Genomic DNA, 22,429 nt, shown 5'->3' on the forward strand with positions numbered 1-22,429 from the left:
CAATTCTGAGAAAGAATAAGTAATGATTTTTATAGTACTGCAGAGAATATCAAACCGCGATATCCGCCATATTGCCGTAGGCTTCCAGCCAAACCCGACGGTCTGAAGCCCGCTTCTTGCCCAGCAACATATCCATTCGCTCATCGGTGTCGTCACCCTCTTCCAAGGTGAGCATCACCAGTCGGCGAGTGTCAGGCGCCATGGTGGTTTCACGCAATTGCAGGGGGTTCATCTCACCCAGGCCCTTGAAGCGGGTTACCTGAACCTTGCCCTTGCGCTTCTCAGCCGCCAGACGGTCGATAATGCCCTGCTTCTCGTGCTCATCCAGGGCATAGAAGGTTTCCTTGCCCAGATCCACCCGGTACAGCGGCGGCATGGCGACAAATACGTGGCCAGCAGAAACCAGTGGACGGAAATGCTTTACGAACAGCGCGCACAGCAAGGTGGCGATATGCAGGCCGTCAGAGTCGGCATCCGCCAGGATACAGATTTTGTTGTAGCGCAAACCGGTAAAATCCTCTGCGCCAGGATCAACACCGATGGCCACGGCAATGTCGTGGACTTCCTGAGAGGCGAGAATTTCACCGGAATCCACTTCCCAGGTATTCAGAATCTTGCCCCGCAGCGGCATAACCGCCTGGAATTCCCGATCCCGGGCCTGCTTGGCGGAACCGCCAGCCGAATCACCTTCCACCAGGAACAGTTCTGAACGGGTGGTATCGGCACCGGAGCAGTCCGCCAGTTTGCCGGGCAACGCCGGGCCGGAGGTCACCTTTTTACGGGCCACCTTCTTGCTGGCCCGTAGCCGGCGCTGGGCATTGCTGATAAACAGCTCTGCCAGGGCTTCAGCGATATCGGTGTGCTGGTTCAGCCACAGGCTGAAGGCGTCTTTCACCACGCCAGAGACAAACGCCGCCGCCTCACGGGACGACAGACGCTCTTTGGTCTGGCCAGAGAACTGCGGCTCCTGCATCTTGAAGGACAGGACATAGGCCACCCGTTCCCAAATATCCTCGGGCGACAACTTGACGCCACGGGGCAGCAGGCTGCGGAATTCACAGAATTCCCGCATGGCTTCCAGCAGTCCGGTACGTAAACCATTGACATGGGTACCGCCCTGGGCGGTGGGAATCAGGTTGACGTAGCTTTCCATGACGGCATCGCCACCCTCCGGCAGCCACTGGATTGCCCAATCCACCGCTTCCTTATTACCGGAGAAACTGCCGGTGAAGGGCTCAAGCGGCACGGCTTCAATATCGGCCAGGGCGGTGCGCAAATAATCCCGCAGCCCATCTTCATAGAACCACTCATCTTTCTCCCCTGTTTTCTCCTGTACAAAGGTCACGTGCAGACCGGGACAAAGCACCGCCTTGGCCCGCAGGTTATGGCGCAGGCGACTGACGGAGAAATTCGGACTGTCGAAGTATTTCGGGTCGGGCGTGAACTTCAGGCGGGTACCGGTGTTGCGCTTACCAACGGTATCGACCACTTCCAGCTCGGAGGCCTTGTCGCCATTGGCGAAGGTCATCTGGTGAATCTGCCCGTCCCGCCGGATGGTGACTTCCAGGTGGGTAGACAGGGCGTTCACCACAGACACACCCACCCCATGCAAACCACCAGAGAAGTTGTAGTTACCTTCGGAGAACTTACCACCGGCGTGCAGGCGGGAGAGAATCAGCTCCACCCCCGGAACGCCCTCTTCCTTGTGGATATCGACGGGCATGCCGCGACCATCGTCTTCCACACTCAGGGAGTTGTCACTGTGCAGGATCACATCAATCCGGCGGGCATGGCCGGCCAGCGCCTCATCCACACTGTTATCGATGACTTCCTGAGCCAGGTGGTTCGGCCTTGAGGTGTCCGTGTACATGCCCGGGCGTTTGCGCACCGGGTCAAGACCGCTCAGAACTTCAATGGCATCGGCGTTGTATTGTTGCTGGCTCATAGTAACGGCATGGCTCCGCAAGTGGTCGTTAAAGCTGAGCCATAGCTTAGGGATTCGGGCTGAAAGATCAATGTTTGTTTTGTGGCTACGCCAAGTGGTTTCAGTTTCCGAGCTCTTTCAACAACGGCGTTTCAGACAACCCGGATACTTCCAGGCGCTGCCACTGGCTGTCCGCTACCGCAAGCACCGCGCAGGGCGAGGTAATCACCTGCGCCACCATCATGTCCGGTGCGGGCGAATTTACCTTCATGGCGAGTTTCAGGGTTTTCCGGTCCGCCGTAGCAGACGCAAGCCCAACGCTATAACCGGCAGTAGGCTTCTGGCCCAGGGTGACAATCACCAATGACTCTTTCTCAAGATTAACCTGGCGAATGATGCCGGTTGCCATGTTCTGCCCGCCAATATCCAGCAATGCCTCCAGTTCCGAACCGGTCCGCACGTGCGCGACGCCTGGTCCGGTCAGGCCACAGTGGGCGGACTGGGTTACCTGGCGCACCTGGGGCTGCACGCTGGCGTTTTCACCGCCGGTGGCACTGCAAGCCGTTATCAGGGCCGCTGCCAGCGGCAAGGCAAACAGCCGGGGAATGCGATCTGTCATTGTGTCATCCTGGGTCGGTTATCACTGTTAGTGCGGGCGCTGTCGCGCTCCGGCGTGATCAAACGGTAACCCTGAAACCCCGGCCTGGGCAAGATTTCCGGGGTTTCCGCAGAAATTGTGGGGCGGGTAAAGCTGGTGGTCATTCGAAGATCAGAAAGGCTTTGGCCTTCCTCAATAGTGATCACCTCACGCAAACCGGAAATCGGGTATTCCGCGCAGGCCTCACCGGGCTGACAGATAATGCCGTCGCCATCGATATCCGTGCCTGCTACCAAAAAGTAGTCGCCCGGACTGACTTCATTGAGCCGGCGCGGCTCCTCTCCATCCCAGGACTCAAAGCGGAAACCGTAGCTGCCATTGGAGGCCTCCACAGCAACCTGGGCCTCGGCCCAGTAGAAACCGTCATCATCCGGAGTGGTATCCACCAGCAGGACGAAGTGGGTGCCGGCGTTGCGGGCCTGTTCGTCGCTGATGAGCTGGGCGATAACGGGAATGCGCAGGCTGCGCTGAGTTCCACCATCGTCATAGGTCACCCGGATATCACCCCGGTAAGCCGTATCTGGCTCAATCTCCGACTCCACCAATGATACATTAAATACATACCGCCCGTTCTCAGGGGTCGGTTGGTTTGAGCTGAGCCAGGCAAGGTTTTCGGTAAGGACAACGTTGGAAATGGAGCCATCACCAATCTGGTTCAGGGTCACCGTGGCACTCGTCGCTCCCTCATTGCTGAGCGAGACCTGGGACGGCGACGGCGACAGAATCGTCACGCTGCCTTCCAGATTTGCCTGAAGCGCCTTGGCGGCATCGAGAACGCCATAACCCAACTGGTCGTTTCGGCTTCCCGGAAAATCGGTGAGTTCGCCGCTTTCCAGTCGGGCTCTAACCTCGCTGTAGGTGAGAGTATCCTTCTGGGCTTTCAGCAGTGCCATGACGCCAGACACATGAGGTGTGGCCATAGACGTACCCTGCAAGCCCGTATAACTGGCAACGAATTGACCGGCCTGCCCCACCGCACTGGTACTCCAGATCAGATCGGCGCGGCCATCGTTATTGCCATCCCGGCTGGCATCCCCACCGGGTGCCGCCAGATCAATCCAGCTGCCAAAGTTTGAATAAGACGCCAGTCGACCACCGGCATCTACAGCACTGACCGCCAACACGTTGGGCGACGCCGCCGGGAACGATTGCGTTGAGGTTGCTGAGTTTCCGGCTGCACCAACGAAAATCATGCCTCGCCCTACGCCGAAAGCAATGGCGTCTTCCAGCGCCTGAATCCTGGGCAAACCACCCAGACTCAGATTGACGATTTCGGCCCGGGGCAAGTTCTGCCTGGGAGAGTCCCCGGTCACCCAGCGAATGGCATCAATGAGATCTGTGGAGGAGCCAGTGCCACCCTCTCCCAAAACCCTGACTGGAACGATCCTGGATCCGAACGCAACCCCTCCGATGCCTTCACCGTTAACCACCGCAGCTACCGTTCCGGCAACGTGAGTACCGTGAAACACACTGGCGCCAACGCTGCCACCAGGATCCTCAGGATAGAAATCGTTATCCACCAAATCCCTGCCACCATCCACATTGGCGTCAAGATCGGTATGCCAGGCAGTCGTTCCGTTGGGGCTAAACAAACCGCTGTCCAGAACAGCGACGCTGGCGCCCTCGCCACCGTCAGGAGCCAACTGCCAGGCTCCGGGCCCGTTGATCAGATCGTAATGCCACTGCAAACCGTACAGAGGCTCATCCACCGGCGAGTTCTGCATGCTCGACATGGTGTAGTTGGGCACCGCATCTTTCACTCCCGGCATCTGCCGAAGTTGGGTAACCCAGGACAGGGTTTCCGCCTGCCTCTGAGTCGCACTGACAGCACGGGAAGAAGCCTGAGCCGGCATCCGCATCAACCAGTCCGAACCACCCAGATGCCGCTCAGCATTGGCCATACCGGTCGCCAGCGAAGACATGGTTCCGGAGTCGGTTGCATCCAACGTGACAATGGCCTGGCCGGGGAGGAATTGGTAATCCGGCCAGTCAAGACTGACGCTATCGAGTTGGCTATCGGCGGCTTTGACCAGAACATAGCGGGCGGGCCCACCTACGCTGGCCACACTGACCTCAACGGAGTAATTCCCTTCCGGGGCGCCGCTACCCAGGGTCACGCTGACGGAAGGCCTGTCCTTGTCGGTCTCTACGGCCCCATAGAGAATTCCACCGCCGGTAACACGCAATTCAAGTTCCGCATTGCCGTCACGGCCGCCAAAATTTCTCAGAATTACCGTTTCACCGGGCCCCATGGGCACGGTGTAGTTATCCACCGGGTCAGCGGCGTAACTGAACAACTGGCCGTTCAACGGCGGATAGGAGCCATCTCTTGAACTGACGAAACCCGCCAGAACAAAGCTGGCCGGCAAGATTTGAGTTCCCGAGGCGGGGCTGGCGTCAACAAACCGCAACTGATCCATGGTGTCCTGATCAATCCGGCTACCGGATTCGATACTGATCACACCAGATAGAGGGCCAAGATCAATGGCCGGGGGCTGGGATTCAGAACTTCCGGAACCACCACCGCACCCTGCGAACAATACCACTCCCGAGAGCACAAGATACTGCGGCAATGTTCTTCTCACGACCACCCTCTTTGCCTGTTTTATATGAACCTCCTTATCCATACGCAAACTATAGGTCAAAAGTTCCAAAATCGTTTACTCCCGGCCCGGGTAAAATGAGCGCTAGGATGGAGGAGCAGGTTGGAGGGGCTTTCTGAAACCCTGCGGAACCATGGGTGAAGCGCGACGCAGGAGCAATAAGCGCTGAGGGGCGAAGCGGAGCGTACAGGGATGTATTCACAGCATGTTTCAGACAAGCCCTCCGGCCTTCTCCCCCGCCCCCGAAACTCGAATATGTCGAACCAACAAAAAAACCCGTGAAGCAGAACTCCACGGGTTTTCAGTCTTCACGCCAACTACAAGGCGTAGAACAGCATCGGCACAAAGGCCACCAGCAGCAAGCTGGGTATCATCACCGCCAGCGGTAACAGCAGGCGCTGATAACGGTGCCAGAAGGTACCGGTACGCTCGGCGGCCAACACCTCGGTCTCACCAACCACCTGCCGCGTCAACAGATGGTTCAGGGCCACAGGCGGGCTCAGGTAACCCAACTCGAAGGCGACCAGACACACAATCCAGAAGTGCAGCGGGTCGACGCCAATCTGTATTGCCGGCTGGGCAATGGTGGCCGATACCAGAATCACCGCACCGAACGGGTCCATCACCATGCCGATCAGCGTCAGCATCACCACAATCACCATCATGGCAATCCAGGGGCTGGTCAGGGTCTCCGGGAAAACCGCATGGACGATATCGGAGCGCTCCAGAATACCGCCCAGGCAGATGGAGAAGCCGATCAGGGCCAGCAGCGCGCCGATGTGAACGGCTGAATCACTGGCAGCATTGCTGCTGCGCTCAAAGAAGGTCTGCATCCGGGAGACAGAAAGTTCCTTACTCTCCTTTCCGGAGTCCAGCACCACCAGGGCCAGCATCACCAACGGCAAAATCATCGGCGCACTGTACTCGTTGAATTTCAGACCCAGGACCACCCAGATTGCAAAGATCACAGCAGCGGCAGTCAGTGCATAGGGTACCAGTGGCAACAGTTGCTTCAGCGCTAGCCGGAAGGCCCCGGGTGCCGGCTTGGGCTTCCAGTTACCTTCGGTCTTGCACACGATGAACGAGAATAGACTGGCAGACAGAATGAACACCCAGAAGCCCCAACCGTACATCTCAGAGGTGGTCACTTCTTTGTTCAGAGCGGCGATCACCACAATCAGCAAACACGGATTGAGCACCACCCCGAGACTGCCTGACATGGCCGTAGTCGCCAGGGACAACTGCCGCCCAGCGCCGGCTTTGCGCAGCTCGTCGTACACCACACCGCCCACGGCAAGAATGAAGATACCGGAGGCACCGGTGAATGCCGTCGGGAAAGCCGTGGCAAAGATGATCACCGAGGCCAGCATAGGCGCCGGCAGGTTGAACGGCTTGACGATGTTCAGCAGCAATTCCGGTACCCGGGTCTGCTTGAGCATCATGCCCACCAACACATAAAGACCAATGTTGATGAACATGGAAGACAGGTTCGCCATCATGCCGAAGTAGATTGCCAGGCCCGAAGTGTAGCCATCCACAAAGAAGAAGTACGACATGGCGATCAAGCCCATCATGCAGTACAACGGGATGACCAGGCTCGATGACAGGTTCAGGCTGCCAGGCTTCATGCGTTCGGGGATATGGAAGAAGCGGATGGCGTTGATCACCATGAACAACCCGAATACCCCGGCCCAGGCGTACTGAAGAATCATGGTGCTTTCCGTGCCCGGCGATGTCGATAGCCGACCAAGATAGGCATTAAGCGAGAGCACCATCAAACCGTTGACGATGAACTGGATACCCTGACTGAGACGCCATTCCGAGCGGTTACGGGACAAACGCAAGGCAATGTGGTCTGCATCCAGAGCAGATATGGCTGCGGCCATGGCAAACATGGCAATGAACAGGTACTTGGTCAGTTCAATATTATCAAGCAGGAAACCGGCCAGACCCTGCTCAATACCCTTGTACACTCCCAGAGCCCAGGTAGCGTGTTTCTGGTTCTCAGCGAACTGCAGGTGACGCTGCTCGCACAATGCCAGATTGCTCTCCAGAGACTGTCGCAGTGCTTCAGGGTTAGGCGGCGAACTGAACAGATCATCCGGATCCGGCTTGTAGGCCTGGAGTCGCCGTTCCACCTCGGCATCCACATCCATAAACATATTACAGGTGGGCTCAGTGGCATCTGGGTTCAACAGGTAATAGTTCGGCCATACCTGCTCACCAACCCACAGCAATCGGGAATGAAGAGAGTTCCCCATACCCAGCAAAAGAGTTGACAGGAGCAAAAGTAGTAAAATAACCCCATGTATCCTGTGTACGGGGTAGAGCGTCCTTGCACCAGAGGCAGTCATCGCGCGCCAGTTCATGTGTTTTCTCTCCGATTATTCCCGGTTGTCAGCCGTGCACTCAGAAGCGCCCGGGTTGCTGGCGCAGCGAATTTTGCTCAATAGGCTCATCATGCGAGGGTCATACACACTCGGTGCACCGTTCACGCCATCACGCATTTCCAGACGGTTTTCACGGAACATCTCCTGATAGCCAGTGATGTCCTCGTCTGGAATCCGAATCCATTGCTTTTCAGGGATCGCTTTTTCCTGGCTCTCAATCAGGTTCATCGCCTGCGGGAACATGTCCCAGGCCACTTCACGGGATTTCTGCGCAGCGTCATCATCCAGAATGCCTTCGCGGGCAATGATCTGGATAGTCAACTGGGCCAATGGGTAGTCAACAATACCGCCTTTATCACCGATACCCTTGTATAACTCGAGGGCTTCATAGGCGAACGCTGGCGCATACGCGGTATCAACGGAGCCATTATTGAACTTGCCTGCGAAGTTGGTGATATCCGATGGCACCACCGTTGCCTTCACATGATTGACCATATGAATGGCGTCACGCTGGTAATCAAGGGTGGCCATTCGCTTCCCGGCCAGTTTGCTTGCGGTGTTGATGCTTCGGTCGTTGACGAACAAATACCCCGCACCCGCCGGCACAATCGCCAGCACCTCATAGCCGCCTGACTTCATCAGAGATGCCGCCCGGGGCTGGGCCAGTGTCGCCAACAAGGTTTCCAGGTCATCGTAGGTAGGAATAGCGCCAACCGCACTGACACTGCCCGTAAACTTGTTGAACGGTCGAGTCCGAATGTCGGTTGCGGCAACGGCATCACACTGTCCGGCGTTAAAGTCGCCAACGGCAACACCTTCGTCAGTGTACGGGCGAAGATTAAAGTCCACTCCATGGGCTTTCATTTCCAGGGCGTAGTCTTTGACCAGGTTGTATACGTCGCCATTAGCGCCGATAACGTCAAACACACACATGGAAACTGTCTGGGCTGATGCCAACGGAGCGGCAACGGCCAACGACAGCGCGGCAAGGGATTTACGGATCATGACGACCTCCGGGTCATTCTTGTGTTTATCGATCAAACAGGGCGTGGATGGGAGGGTTGCCTCAGAGCAACCCATCCAGATCCATGGTTTCAATATTCTCTCTCGCGCGCTCAGGACTCATCTTGCCGAAGAAATTGCGCGGCGTGCGGTGGCCATATTCCGATGTCCAGTGCTTGTCGGATGAGAACTGAACGATGGTTCGAGCCACTTCATCCACCAATCGATAGTCGTCCCAAACCTCGATCTGGTCATCGGCATCGGCGAAATGCGCAATCGCATCGGCGAGCACTTCAGGGCGGCCAAAGGTTTCAGCAGCAACAATCTGCACCGCATGGGAAGCCCGCATACCAGCCTTTACACCCATCTCAGCGCTGTACTCAAGCACCTGCCAGGGGTCGGGCGACAGTTCGGGACGGGTATCAGGCAACAGCAACCAGACCAGCGCCCGAACAGCATTAGGCAAACCGCCCCATTTTTCGTTATCTACACATTGCGCGGCACGCTCTGCCCTCGGCGCAATATTACGAGGCACGCCTGCAAGCGCACCAGAGTTGGAATCGTTCACGATAGCCTGCATACCGGTCAGAAGCCCCAACAGAAACGTCAGTTCGTCCTGATCGGTAAACAAGAAAGGGCACTCGATGGGCTCAGCAGCGGGATCGAAGTCGTAGGCTGCCATTGCCCGAAGATAGGCATTGTAACGGCGCGAGGCTGTCGTGGCATAGAGTCGTTTAGCGCGCTCGCGGGCATCTTTTGCGGCGGGCACATCACCATTGTACTGGGCACGGAGATAGTCCAGTTCTGCGTTCCAGGCACGATATTCCATGCAATTGCCGGCCAGCAGCATAAGCAATGAACCGGTGCTGTCAGGCGCAGAGGTTACGCGAGAAAAGGAGTAGACGAGAGGATCAGTACCCTCACCCAGCGCGCACGCCATTTCAGTGTCCGACATCTGCAGCACATACGGTGTTGCCTCAGACTCTGCATAACTGGAGAGCACCATACCCGTTGTCGTATATATGGGGTTGGCGGAGCAGCCGGCCAGGACAATCGCCAGTCCTGCAAGTGCGAACTGTCTGAGCAGGGCCGAGCTACGGCCCACTAGGGAAACCTCTGGGTAGAACATAATTTGCCCTGTCTTGCTTTGTTTTTGTCAGTAAGGGGTGACGAGTTTTTTATCACATTTTCGCTTCGTCAAACCGTGAACCAGAACCTTCACAGCCAGCATTCGGGCTGCTCCCCGAGGAACTGATCTCTATGACGCGAAGAATGCTTTGATTTTTGTCAGACAAGAATGGCTGGAATGCCGAAAATTATATGCCGATCGGGCCAATGGCCTCTAAGGAAAGCACAAAAATTTAAACTAATTGATTTAAAACAATAAGCTCCATAGGCAACCTGTTGTTACAGTCCGAGCATCGCCATGACTTGATCGGTCAACCCATCCTGCGTCAGTCCACCGCGCTCGGGCTTGTACCAGGTCACCGTCCAGCTCAGCGCTCCGGTCAACATCCGCCTTACAATAAAGGGGTCTGCCTTGAGCTGGCCACGCTCATTAAGCTCCTCCAAAACAGACAGCCACAGCCCTTCGTAGATCTCCCGCAATTCCAGCACCTGCACCTGAGAGCTCTCGGAGAGACTGCGCCACTCATAAACCAGCACCGCCATGGCTTCACCGGTCTGGCCGTTAATGGATTCCAGCTCACTTCGCACCAAAGCCCTAAGCTTGCCCCGGGGGGACTCCTCGCTGTCGGCCGCCGCCTGCATCAAAGCGGTATTGAGGCGGATGGTCTCAACCATCACCGCTTTCAGGATTTCCTCTTTGGTTCGGAAGTGATGGAACAGACTACCGGACTGGATGCCGACGGCTGCCGCCAGATCACGCACCGTGGTGCGCTCATAGCCCTTGTCCCGAAATAACCTCGCCGCTTCCTTTAACAAGCGCCCACGAGCACTGGCGGGGTCGGAAACGAGCTGTTCGGCAATCAGGGACTGAAGAATCTGGTTCTGGTTCACAAAGGCCATCCGGTTGTCTTGGTGGGACTTTTTATATTACCCGAGATTTGCCTGTTTACAAACCAAGCGCTTGCTTGGTATTGTCGTTCTTAACGTTGGATAACTTCCCGCCGACGCGGGCTTCATAACAAGGCCAAGAACATGTCACACGCCAACAAAACCATCCGTATCGGGTGCTCCGCCGCTTTCTGGGGTGATACCGAAACCGCAGCCGCCCAGCTGGTGCGCCAGGGCAATATTGATTACCTGGTTGCCGACTACCTGGCCGAGATCACCATGTCGATCATGGCTGGCCAGAAGATGAAAGACCCCACCCAGGGCTATGCCCGGGATTTTGTGGAAACCGTTATGGCGCCCTTGCTGGGCGACATTAAAGAAAAAGGCATCCGGGTGCTGGCCAACGCCGGCGGCGTGAACCCGGTGGCTTGCCGGGATGCGTTGCAAACGCTGTGCGAAAAAGCGGGAGTCGATCTGAAAATCGCCCTGGTGCTGGGCGACGACCTGCTGATGAAGAAAAAGAAACTGGCCGATGCCGGTGTCACCGAGATGACCACCGGCCAGCCCTTCCCCGCCATGATGGTGAGTTTGAATGCCTATCTGGGCGCGCCTGGCCTGGTGGCCGCCCTGGAACAGGGTGCCGACATCATTATTACCGGCCGGGTAGCAGACAGTGCGCTGGTACTGGCGCCGCTGGTGCATGAATTCGGCTGGCGCTGGAACGATTATGACAAGCTGGCCCAAGGCAGCCTGGCCGGGCACTTGCTGGAATGTGGCGCCCAGTCTACCGGCGGCAACTTTACCGACTGGGAGCAGGTGGCTGACGGCTACGTCAATATGGGCTTCCCCATTGCGGAAGTGAGCGCCTCCGGCGACTTTGTGATGACCAAGCCCGAGGGCACCGGCGGCCTGGTCAGCCGGGGCACGGTAAGCGAGCAGCTGGTGTATGAGATTGGTGATCCAAGGGCCTATCTGTTGCCCGACGTTACCTGCGATTTCACCCAGGTTGGGCTTGAGGAAATCGGTAAGGATCAGGTTCGCGTTTCCGGCGCCAAAGGTCTGCCACCTACCGACAGTTACAAGGTGTCTGGCACCTGGCCGGATGGCTTCAAGTGCACGGTCACCTTTTTGCTGGCTGGCATAAACGCGCCCGCCAAGGCTCAGAAAGTCGCAGAGGCGATTCTTGGCAAAACCTCGGCCATGTTTGCCGAGCGCGGCCTGCCGGACTATTCCGAAACCAGTATCGAATTATTGGGCACCGAGACCACCTATGGCGACCATGGCAAGGGCGACCAATGCCGGGAGGTGGTGGTGAAGATTGCTACGGCCCATCCGAAGAAAGAGGCGCTGGTGCTGTTTTCACGGGAGATTGCCCAGGCGGCCACCGGGATGGCTCCCGGCATTACCGGCATTGTCGGTGGTCGGCCGACGGTGTGGCCGAAGATTCGCTTGTTCTCTTGCCTGGTACCAAAATCGGAAGTGGCGGTTTCGGTGGATTTGGCTGGCGAGAAGTCTGAGGTGCTGGTCGCAACCGAGGGTGGTTTCGATCCAGGTGCTCTGGCGGCTGAGCCGGACTCTCGGATGGAGGTGGCGGCGGATACTACGGTGCCGTTGATCAAGCTCGCTTGGGCGCGGTCCGGGGATAAGGGTGATCACAGCAATATCGGGGTGATTGCGCGGGATCCGGAGTATGTTCCTTATATTGAGGCGGCGTTGACGGAGCAGGCGGTGGCGCAGTGGATGTCGCATACGCTGAATCCGGATTCTGGCAGGGTGACGCGTTGGTCTATGCCGGGGTTGTATGCGTTCAATTTCTTGTTGGAACACAGTCTTGGTGGTGGTGGTGTGGCTTCGCTTCGGATTGATCCGCAGGGTAAGGCGTTTGCGCAGCAGCTGTTGGAGTTTCCTGTGCCGGTGCCTTCGAATCTGGCGGCGCAATGAACATTCTAATCACACTCCGGCGCAAGATTCTTGCTTGGGACTCGGGCCCACAACTTGGGTGCTGGCACCCTGGTGGGGGAATGCCCTACAAAAAGCGCGCCTTCGGCACATCCATGTGGCGCTTCGCTCCGGCCATCCATGGCCTACGAGATTTTTGTAGGGCATTCCCCCACCAGGGCGCTCCGACTTTTTACGTGGATTCAGCTTTTTTTGAGAAGGATTATTTATGAGTTATCAGTCTGTTCTTCGGCCCGGATTGTTTGAAGGCCAGGTATTCATTGTGACCGGCGGCGGCTCTGGCATTGGCCGCTGCACGGCTCACGAACTGGCGGCGCTCGGTGCTCGGGTTGCGCTGGTGGGTCGTAAGCAGGAGAAGGTGGACGCGGTTAAGGCCGAGATTGAGGAAGACGGCGGCATTGCCAGTGCTCATGCCTGCGATATCCGTGAGGAGGAGTCGGTCAAGGCGACGGTGAAGGCCATTATTGAGACTTACGGTGGGCTGAACGGGGTGGTGAATAACGCCGGCGGGCAGTTTGCGTCTCCGCTGACGGGGATTAACCAGAAGGGTTGGGAAACCGTGGTTCGGACGAATCTGACCGGTGGCTTTCTGATTTCCCGGGAGGCTTATACCCAGGCCTTGAGTAAGACCGGCGGTTCGATTGTGAACATTGTGGCGGATATGTGGGGCGGCATGCCTGGCATGGGCCACTCTGGGGCCGCGCGGGCCGGGATGGTGAATTTTACTCAGACGGCGGCGGTTGAGTGGGCGCCGTCCGGAGTTCGGGTGAATGCGGTGGCGCCGGGGTGGATTGCGTCCAGTGGGATGGATAACTACCCGGCCCATATGAAGTCGTGGATTCGCAGTCTGGCGGATGCGGTGCCTATCAAGCGGATGGGTACGGAATCGGAGGTGAGTTCGGCGATCTGTTTCCTGCTTAGCCCGGGGGCGGCGTTTATCAGTGGCGATTGCTTGCGGATTGACGGTGCGGCATCCCAGGGCGGGCGTGTTTGGCCGATGCCGAAGGCGAAGAACAATGAGCCCTATAACGGTTTCCACCGGGCGGTAACGCCGAAAGTATTGAGTGACGACTGAGGATTTCCCATGCAGGTACTGGAAACAGCAATAAGCCCCCAGTCCGACGAGTTCCGGGCCAATGTGGAGGCCATGGAAGCGCACATCACCACCTTCCGGGATGTGGAGCAGAAGGTGCTGGACCTGGCGGAATCGGCCCGGGAGAAGTTCACCAAGCGGGGCAAGCTGCTGCCACGGGATCGCATCAACCGGCTGCTGGATCGTGGAAGTGAGTTTCTGGAGCTGTGCTCCCTGGCCGGTTACAAGATGCACGATGACAAAGACGGCTCCATGGCCGGTGGCGGGATTATTGCCGGTATTGGTCGGGTAGCGGGTGTTCGTTGTCTGGTGGTTGCCAGCAACAGCGCCATCAAGGGTGGCACCATTACCCCCGCAGGTCTGGATAAAACTCTGCGTCTTCAGCAGATTGCCATGGAGAACAAGCTGCCGGTGGTGTCGCTGTCGGAATCCGGCGGTGCCAACCTGAACTACGCCACCGATATCTTCGTGCTTGGCGCCCGAGGCTTTGCCAATCAGGCTCGTATGTCCGCTGCGGGCATTCCACAAGTGACGGTGGTGCATGGCAACGCCACCGCCGGTGGGGCCTATCAGCCGGGCCTGTCGGATTATGTGATTACTGTGCGTGAGCAGGCCAAGATGTTCCTGGCCGGCCCACCGTTGCTGAAGGCCGCCACCGGCGAAGTCGCCACCGATGAAGAACTCGGCGGCGCAGAAATGCATGCCACCGTGGCCGGCACTGCTGAATATCTGGCCGAAGACGACGCCGATGGCATCCGCCAGGCACGGGAAATCCTCGGTGCCCTGCCCTGGAACGAAAACCTGCCGCTGCGTCAGGAGCCCCAATGGGATGAACCTCTCTATCCGGCAGAGGAACTGCTGGGCGTGATTCCCTCCGATGCCAAGAAGCCTTACGACGTGCGGGAAATCCTTGCCCGGATCGCTGATGGCTCCCGCTTCCTGGATTTCAAGAACGACTACGACAACCAGACCGTGTGCGGCACCATCCGCATTCAGGGCCACAGCGTGGGCATCATTGGCAACAACGGCCCGATCACACCGGCCGGCTCTACCAAGGCTGCGCAGTTTATCCAACTGTGCGACCAGGCCGGTACGCCAATCCTGTTTCTGCATAACACCACCGGTTTTATGGTGGGCACGCATTCCGAGCAGAACGGCATCATCAAACACGGGTCCAAGATGATTCAGGCCGTGGCCAACTGCCGGGTTCCAAAGCTCGCCGTGGTTGTCGGTGGTTCCTACGGCGCCGGCAACTACGCCATGTGCGGCCGGGGCCTGGACCCGAGATTCATCTTCGCCTGGCCCAACAGCCGTACCGCCGTCATGGGCCCGGCCCAGGCCGGCAAGGTGATGCGCATCGTGGCGGAAGACAAGCAACGCAAAAGCGGCATAGAACCAGACGAGAAAACTCTGGCGTTCCTTGAACAGGCCACCGCCAAGAAACTCGAAGACGGCTCCACCGCCCTGTTCGGTACCGCACGGCTGTGGGACGACGGTTTGATCGATCCACGGGATACCCGGCGCGTGCTGGCCATGGCTCTGTCTGTTTGCCGCGAAGCCGAACAAAGACAACTACGACCCAACGTATACGGCGTCGCCCGTTTCTGATTTCCACACTGATTTACTGGGAGAACAACAATGAAATTCACAGCCGAACACGAAGCCCTTAGAAAAACCGTCCGCGATTTCGTGGAAAAGGAAATCAACCCACACTGCGACGAATGGGAAGAGGCCGGCGAGTTTCCGATTCATGACCTGTTCAAGAAGCTCGGCAACCTGGGCCTGCTGGGTATCCAGAAGCCGGAAGAATACGGCGGCATGGGCCTGGACTACAGCTACAACCTGGTGGCGGCTGAGGAACTGGGCATGGCCAAATGTGGCGGCGTGCCGCTGGCCGTGGGCGTGCAGACCGACATGTGTACTCCTGCTATCGCGCGCTTTGGTTCAGACGAACTCAAACGGGATTTCCTGGCACCGGCCATAGCCGGCGATATGGTGGGCTGTATTGGCGTGAGTGAAGTAGGCGCAGGTTCCGACGTGGCGGGCCTGAAGACCACGGCCAAGAAAGACGGCGATGACTACGTCATCAACGGCTCCAAGATGTGGATTACCAACTCCCCGAAAGCGGATTTTATGTGCCTGCTGGCCAACACCAGCGACGACAAGCCCCACAAGAACAAGACGCTGATGATCGTGCCCATGAACACGCCGGGCATCAGCTTCAGCCCGCACCTGAACAAACTGGGTATGCGGTCGTCTGAAACAGCGCAGGTGTTCTTCGACGACGTGCGGGTTCCCCAGCGCAATCGCATCGGTGCCGAGGGCACGGGTTTTATGATGCAGATGTTGCAGTTCCAGGAGGAACGTTTGTGGGGCGCGGCCAATGTCATCAAGGCTCTTGAGAATTGCGTTACCCAAACCATTGAGTACTGCCGGGAGCGCAAGACGTTTGGTCAGCCGCTGATCGATAACCAGTACATCCACTTCCGCCTGGCGGAGTTGCAGACCGAAATCGAAGCGCTGCGAGCGCTGACCTACCAGGCCTGTGAGCTGCACGTTGAAGGCAAGGATGTCACCAAGCTGGCATCTATGGCCAAGCTGAAAGCGGGTCGTTTAGGCCGCGAAGTGACGGACGCTTGTCTGCAGTTCTGGGGTGGCAACGGCTACATGTGGGACAACCCCCTGTCACGGGCTTACCGAGATGTGCGGCTAGTCTCCATCGGCGGCGGCGCTGACGAAATCATGCTGGGCATTATCTGCAAGCTGATGGGTACCTTGCCTGGCAAGAAACGCGACTGAGTTTTTAGTTTGGCGGAAGGCCATGAGGCGGGGTTCCCCTTCCGGGACACGCCTACGAGCACCCGCAAGCGGGTCCAGCCCGCAATCTTAGATTGCGGTCGTTCGTCTGTCGCATGAAGCAATGCTTCATAAACGCTCGGACGAACCGACGAACCCATGTGGGCTTGTTTCGGGCCGTCCATGGCCCTCAACGGTCCCGGAAGGGGAACCCCGCCTCATGGCCCCAAACGTTTTACGTGGAGTCCTGTATGGAATACCAACTACCACAATGCGAAACCCTGATACTTGAAAAACAGGGCCCGACACTGCTCATTACGATTAACAGACCCGACGTTCGCAACGCCATGAGCCTCCACATGGTCGCGGAACTGTCCACCGTGTTCAGCGAAGTCGAACACGACCAAACCATCCGAGCCGTCGTCATCCGCGGCGCCGGTGGACACTTCTGCGCCGGCGGCGATATCAAAGACATGGCCGGTGCCCGGGGCCAGAAAGCCGGCGAAGGCCGCAACGACCCGTTCTACAAACTCAACCGCGCCTTCGGCCAGATGATCCAGCAGGTCAACGAATCCGCCAAAGTCGTCATCGCCATCACCGAAGGCGCCGTCATGGGCGGCGGCTTCGGCCTGGCCTGCGTCTCTGACCTCGCCATCGCCGGCCCGACGGCCAAGTTCGGCATGCCGGAAACCACCCTCGGCGTCATCCCGGCCCAGATCGCCCCGTTCGTAGTAGAACGCATCGGCCTGACCCAAGCCCGTCGACTGGCCTTGCTGGGTTTGAGAATCGACGCAGCGGAAGCCTGCGCACTCGGCATCGTCCACCAGGTTGCAGAATCCGAAGAAAAGTTAAGCGACATGCTGAACCAGGCTCTGGAACGCATTCGCCTGTGCGCCCCAAATGCCACGGCAGAAACAAAGGCCCTGCTGCACCGGGTCGGCCATGAAGCCATGGCCGGTTTGCTGGATGATGCCGCCGAGAAATTCGCCGCAGCCATCCGGGGCCCGGAAGGCATGGAAGGCACCATGGCGTTCATGCAAAAGCGTGAGCCAAAGTGGGCCGGCAACGAAAGCTAATCAACAACAAGAAGCAACAGCAGCAGACTGCTTACACAACATGTCTGCAGGCACGAACAAAGTCAGCGGAAGCGCCGCTGGCGGGGAGGGCCTCCGGAAAATCTCGGAGGCCATGGATGGCCGGAGCGAAGCGCACACGGATGTGCTCGTAGCGTTTTTCCGGAGGCCCTCCCCGCCAGCGGTGCGCACGAGCACCCAAACACGCAGGCGCGTATCAAGGCAGGTGACATACAAATGTTAAAAAAACTACTCATCGCTAACCGTGGCGAAATCGCCGTCCGGGTCATCCAGACAGCCAAGGCGTTGGGCTACCGAACTGTTGCCGTCTACTCCGAAGCCGACGCCAACGCCCTACACGTTGAACAAGCCGACGAAGCCGTCTGCATAGGCCCGGCACAGGTTGCCGCCTCCTACCTGAACGCCGACGCCATCCTCGATGCCGCAAAGAAAACCGGCGCCGACTGCATCCACCCCGGCTATGGCTTTCTCTCCGAAAACGCCGGCTTCGCCAAAGCCATCAAACAGGCCGGCCTCACCTTCGTCGGCCCGCCCGAAAACGCCATCGAACTCATGGGCAGCAAACGCCGCTCCAAAATCGCCATGCAGGAAGCCGGCGTGCCCGTAGTCCCCGGTTACGAGGGCAACAACGCCAATGACGATGAACTCGTCACCGCCGCCAAAGACATAGGCTACCCCCTCATGCTCAAAGCCTCCGCCGGCGGTGGCGGCCGGGGCATGCGCCTGGTCGAGAGTGAAAACGAGCTGGCCGACAACATCAAACGGGCCCGCTCCGAAGCCAAACAGGCCTTTGGTGACGAAGAACTGATCATTGAAAAGGCCGTTATCGAACCCCGCCACGTGGAAATCCAGGTGTTCGCTGACCGCCACGGCAACGCCGTGTACCTGGGCGAACGGGACTGTTCCGTGCAGCGCCGGCACCAGAAAGTGGTTGAAGAAGCGCCCTCACCCTTTGTCACCCCGGAGCTGCGCAAAGCCATGGGCGAAGCCGCCGTCAAAGCCGCCCTGGCTTGCGGCTACGAAGGCGCCGGCACCGTGGAATTCCTGGTCGACAAAGACCGCAATTTCTACTTCCTCGAAATGAACACCCGCCTCCAGGTAGAGCACCCGGTTACCGAACTGATCACCGGGCAAGACCTGGTGGCCTGGCAGCTGATGGTCGCCGAAGGCCGCCCCCTGCCGCTGACCCAAGACGAGATCGAACTCAACGGCCATGCCATCGAGGTGCGCCTGTACGCCGAAGACCCGGCCAACGGCTTTACTCCGCAAACCGGCACCCTGCACCAATTTACACCGGCCGAAGGGGAAGGATTGCGCTACGACACAGGCGTGCGCTCCGGCGATGTGGTCAGCTCCCATTACGACCCAATGCTGGCGAAAGTCATCGCCTGGGGCCAGAACCGGGACGACGCCCGCCGCCGGCTGATCCGTGCCTTGGAAGACACCACCGTGTTCGGTGTGACCACCAACCGGCACTTCCTCAGCCGCATTATTGCCGACGACACCTTCGGTGCCGGTGAAGCCACCACCGCGTTCCTCCAGCAGGCCTTCAAGGATGATCCATCCCTGGCGCCCCAGCCGCTCACCATCCGCGAACTGGCGCTGGGCGCCTGCGTTCTCAGCCTGAGTGGTACCGGGCAGGAAGGCTGGAGCAACGCCCCTTCCACAGTCATGCCCATGAAGCTGGAAGCACAGGAAGAAAGCCTGGAATTGCTGGTCCGCCACAGCGGCAACACACTGCAGGTATCCCACGGTGAAGAACATTATGAGCTGCAACTGCAAAGCCACGAACTTGGCCTGCTATGCATTATCGACAATGGAGTTCGTCAGCGGTGCCAATACTACCGGAGCGGAGATTCCCTATATTTGCAGGCATTCGGGCGTTCCTGGTCCGCTCGGGACATCACCCACCAGCCGGCACAGGGTGCCCAAGGCGCCGGCAGCGGTAAGGTACAGGCCAGCATGGACGGCGCCATCATCGACGTCCTGGTGGCCGAGGGGGATCAAGTTGAACAGGGTCAGACCCTGGTGATTCTGGAAGCCATGAAAATGGAACACCCGGTGAAAGCCGATCGCAGCGGCACCGTCGGCCAACTGCTTGCCCGGCAGGGTGATCAGGTTAAACGGGGCCAACTGCTGGTTCAGGTAAAAGAGAACGAGGAGGCTGACGCATGAGCCGACTCAATCAACGCACCGTGTTCATCACCGGCGGAAGCCGGGGCATCGGCCGCGCCATCGCCCTGGCCTGCGCTCGGGAAGGGGCCAATGTGGTGATTGGCGCCAAGACCGATACACCACATGCGAAGTTACCGGGCACCATTCACACTGTGGCGGAGGAAATTCGCAACGCCGGCGGCCAAGCGCTGCCTTTGGTGCTGGATGTGCGGGATGAACGCCAGGTAAGACAACGGATGGAAGAAGCCGCACATCATTTCGGCGGCATCGACGCACTGGTCAACAACGCCGGCGCCATCCGCCTGACCGGTGTCGAAAACCTGAAGATAAGCCGCTACGACCTGATGCACCAGGTCAATGCGCGGGCGGTGTTCACGTGCAGCCAGGCTGCCCTGCCCTGGCTGAAGCAATCCGGTGGCCACATCCTGAGCCTGTCGCCACCGCTGAACCTGAACACCCGGTGGTTTGCCCAATACGGGCCCTACACCACCACAAAATATGGAATGACCATGCTCAGCATGGGCATGGCGGAGGAGTTCCGCCGCTACGGCATTGCCGTGAACTGCCTGTGGCCGAAAACGCTGATAGCCACGGCGGCCATCGAGTACGAAGTTGGCGGGCCCCAGCTCATGGTGCAGGGGCGCAAGCCAGAGATTATGGCGGATGCCGCCGTCAGCATTCTTTCCCGTACAGCAGAGGAACTGACGGGGCAGGCGCTGATTGATGAAGAGGTGCTTCGTCAGGATGGCGTAGAGGATTTTGAACACTACCGGTACGCCCAGGGCGACAAACCTCTGCTGCCGGACCTGTTCCTGGATTAGCCTCGGGGCTCTGTGTTGCTCCGCGGTTCAAAATTGATAAAGACAATGACGACTGAAACGGAAGCAACATGAGCCAAGAGATCGTAACCGCGCGCGACATCATACGTAGCCTGCCGACGGTACTGAAAAAATTCCCCTACGTGGCCAAGGGGCTTTATTACTACCGGCTGAAGGACGACAAAAAAGACCTGACACTGGGCCGGCTGGTCGAACGCAACGCTGACAAATACCCCAACCGCCCGGCCATTCTGTTTGATGATCGCACCACTACCTGGTCTGAGCTCGACGCCTGGAGCAACCGGATTGCCCATTACCTGAAAGACCAGGGACTGGTAAAGGGCGATGCCATTGCCGTACTGCTGGATAACCGGCCAGAGTTGCTGGCCACGGTAGTTGGCGCCGCCAAAGTCGGCGTCGCCTGCGCTATGCTAAATACCTCACAGAAGGGCAAGGTCCTGGCCCACAGCATCAACCTGATCCAGCCGCGCATGCTGGTGGTGGGCGCCGAACTGGTTGACCACGCCGAAGGTGTGCGAGACGACGTTCAACTACGCCACAGCAAACCCCTACAGTACCTGGCCGATGCTAATACCCTGAATATGTTTGGCGAAGCCCCAGAGGGCTACACCAACATGGCGTTTGAGGTCAGCCAGCGATCATCCACCCGCCCCATGCTCTCTAACAACGTCACCATGGGCGACACCGCGGTCTACCTTTACACCTCCGGCACCACCGGCCTGCCCAAGGCCGCACCAGGCTCACACCGCAAGTTTATCCGAGCCTATGGCGGCTTTGGCATGCTGTCCCTGGCCATGGAACCGGAAGACGTCCTGTACTGCACCCTCCCCCTGTATCACGGCACCGCGCTGCTGGTGTGCTGGGGCTCGGTACTGGCCGGCGGCTCCGCCATCGCCCTGCGCCGAAAGTTCTCCGCCAGCGCGTTCTGGGACGACGTCCGAAAATACAACGCCACCACTTTCGGCTACGTGGGCGAGCTCTGCCGCTACCTGCTGAACCAGCCCGCCAGCGACCAGGACCGCAACCACGGCCTGACCAAAATGATCGGCAACGGCCTGCGCCCGTCTATCTGGACTGAGTTCAAGGAGCGTTTCGGCATCGACAAAGTGGCGGAGCTGTACGCCTCGTCTGAGGGCAACATCGGCTTCAGCAACTTCTTCAACATGGACAACACCGTGGGTTTCTCCACTGCCCCGTACAAGCTGGTGAAGTACCACGAAGGCACCCGAGACCCGATCCGCAATGACAAGGGCCGCCTGGAAGAAGTGAAGAAAGGCCAGCCAGGTTTGCTGATCGGCGAGATCAACAAGAAGTGGGCGTTCGAGGGCTATACCCAGAAAGAGGCCACGGAAAAATCGATCCTTCGCGATGCCTTCAAAAAAGGCGATGCCTGGTTCAATACCGGCGATGTGTTGAAGGAAATCGGCTGCCGGCACCTGCAGTTTGTGGACCGCATGGGCGATACCTTCCGCTGGAAGGGTGAAAACGTTTCAACCACGGAGGTGGAAAACATCATCGACGGCTCCGGTATGGTTCAGGAAGCCATTGTCTATGGTGTGGAAATTCCCAAAACCAACGGCAAGGCGGGCATGGTGACACTGGTACCGCAAAATCCGGAGGCGGAGTTTGATGCCGATAAGCTGTTTGCTTACCTTCAGGACAATTTGCCACCGTATGCAATACCGGTATTCGTGCGGGTCACCCACGCCATCGAGAAGACGGGGACGTTCAAGTATCGGAAGGTGGATATCCAGAAACTGGGCTATTCACTGGACCGTCCCCATGAGGAGGTTTACGCGTGGCTTCCGGGCTCATCCTCGTACACGCAGCTTACGCCGGAGTTGGTGGCCGATATCGATGCTGGTGGTGTTCGGTTCTGA

The 22,429-nt window shown here is 58.4% G+C and carries 15 protein-coding genes; 8 read left to right on the plus strand and 7 right to left on the minus strand.

Going from position 1 to position 22,429, the window contains the following annotated elements:
* Positions 1 to 49 precede the first annotated feature (49 nt).
* The 7 genes from parE to ACTZWX_RS10680 form a co-directional block, all read right to left on the minus strand.
* On the minus strand, positions 50 to 1,945 hold the full coding sequence (gene parE, locus ACTZWX_RS10650) for a DNA topoisomerase IV subunit B (RefSeq protein ID WP_444713910.1): 1,896 nt from the start codon (positions 1,943 to 1,945) through the stop codon (positions 50 to 52).
* A 100-nt stretch (positions 1,946 to 2,045) separates the two neighbouring features.
* Positions 2,046 to 2,543, minus strand: a complete 498-nt coding sequence (locus tag ACTZWX_RS10655; protein WP_444713911.1) for a protease complex subunit PrcB family protein — start codon at positions 2,541 to 2,543, stop codon at positions 2,046 to 2,048.
* Entirely contained in the window at positions 2,540 to 5,167 is a 2,628-nt protein-coding gene (locus ACTZWX_RS10660) for a S8 family serine peptidase (protein ID WP_444713912.1), read from the minus strand. Before ACTZWX_RS10660 ends, ACTZWX_RS10655 begins: the two co-directional genes overlap by 4 nt.
* A gap of 335 nt (positions 5,168 to 5,502) precedes the next feature.
* Entirely contained in the window at positions 5,503 to 7,554 is a 2,052-nt protein-coding gene (locus tag ACTZWX_RS10665) for a TRAP transporter large permease subunit (protein WP_444713913.1), read from the minus strand.
* 15 nt (positions 7,555 to 7,569) lie between these two features.
* A complete protein-coding gene (locus ACTZWX_RS10670) occupies positions 7,570 to 8,580 on the minus strand; it encodes a putative solute-binding protein (protein WP_444713914.1) in 1,011 nt (336 codons plus the stop codon).
* 61 nt (positions 8,581 to 8,641) lie between these two features.
* Positions 8,642 to 9,706, minus strand: coding sequence for a hypothetical protein (locus tag ACTZWX_RS10675; protein WP_444713915.1), 1,065 nt, complete (start codon positions 9,704 to 9,706; stop codon positions 8,642 to 8,644).
* Between the two features lie 278 nt (positions 9,707 to 9,984).
* Complete coding sequence (locus ACTZWX_RS10680; RefSeq protein ID WP_444713916.1) at positions 9,985 to 10,605, minus strand: TetR/AcrR family transcriptional regulator; 621 nt, start codon at positions 10,603 to 10,605, stop codon at positions 9,985 to 9,987.
* A 132-nt stretch (positions 10,606 to 10,737) separates the two neighbouring features.
* Between ACTZWX_RS10680 and ACTZWX_RS10685 the strand changes: the two genes are divergently transcribed.
* The 8 genes from ACTZWX_RS10685 (at position 10,738) to ACTZWX_RS10720 (ending at position 22,429) form a co-directional block, all read left to right on the plus strand.
* A complete protein-coding gene (locus ACTZWX_RS10685) occupies positions 10,738 to 12,534 on the plus strand; it encodes an acyclic terpene utilization AtuA family protein (RefSeq protein WP_444713917.1) in 1,797 nt (598 codons plus the stop codon).
* A 226-nt stretch (positions 12,535 to 12,760) separates the two neighbouring features.
* Complete coding sequence (locus ACTZWX_RS10690; RefSeq protein WP_444713918.1) at positions 12,761 to 13,627, plus strand: SDR family oxidoreductase; 867 nt, start codon at positions 12,761 to 12,763, stop codon at positions 13,625 to 13,627.
* Positions 13,628 to 13,636: 9 nt separating this feature from the next.
* A complete protein-coding gene (locus tag ACTZWX_RS10695) occupies positions 13,637 to 15,253 on the plus strand; it encodes an acyl-CoA carboxylase subunit beta (RefSeq protein ID WP_444713919.1) in 1,617 nt (538 codons plus the stop codon).
* A gap of 30 nt (positions 15,254 to 15,283) precedes the next feature.
* Positions 15,284 to 16,444 (plus strand): citronellyl-CoA dehydrogenase, encoded by a 1,161-nt coding sequence (gene atuD / locus ACTZWX_RS10700; RefSeq protein ID WP_072676656.1) that lies wholly within the window; start codon positions 15,284 to 15,286, stop codon positions 16,442 to 16,444.
* 248 nt (positions 16,445 to 16,692) lie between these two features.
* On the plus strand, positions 16,693 to 17,517 hold the full coding sequence (locus tag ACTZWX_RS10705; protein WP_444713920.1) for an enoyl-CoA hydratase/isomerase family protein: 825 nt from the start codon (positions 16,693 to 16,695) through the stop codon (positions 17,515 to 17,517).
* A gap of 234 nt (positions 17,518 to 17,751) precedes the next feature.
* Positions 17,752 to 19,710, plus strand: coding sequence for an acetyl/propionyl/methylcrotonyl-CoA carboxylase subunit alpha (locus tag ACTZWX_RS10710; RefSeq protein ID WP_444713921.1), 1,959 nt, complete (start codon positions 17,752 to 17,754; stop codon positions 19,708 to 19,710).
* Complete coding sequence (locus tag ACTZWX_RS10715; RefSeq protein WP_444713922.1) at positions 19,707 to 20,531, plus strand: SDR family oxidoreductase; 825 nt, start codon at positions 19,707 to 19,709, stop codon at positions 20,529 to 20,531. The genes ACTZWX_RS10710 and ACTZWX_RS10715 overlap by 4 nt, the downstream gene beginning before the upstream one ends.
* Positions 20,532 to 20,599: 68 nt before the next feature.
* Entirely contained in the window at positions 20,600 to 22,429 is a 1,830-nt protein-coding gene (locus tag ACTZWX_RS10720; RefSeq protein WP_444713923.1) for a long-chain-acyl-CoA synthetase, read from the plus strand.

The sequence above is a fragment of the Marinobacter sp. NSM genome, from assembly GCF_052380025.1.
Lineage (GTDB): Bacteria > Pseudomonadota > Gammaproteobacteria > Pseudomonadales > Oleiphilaceae > Marinobacter.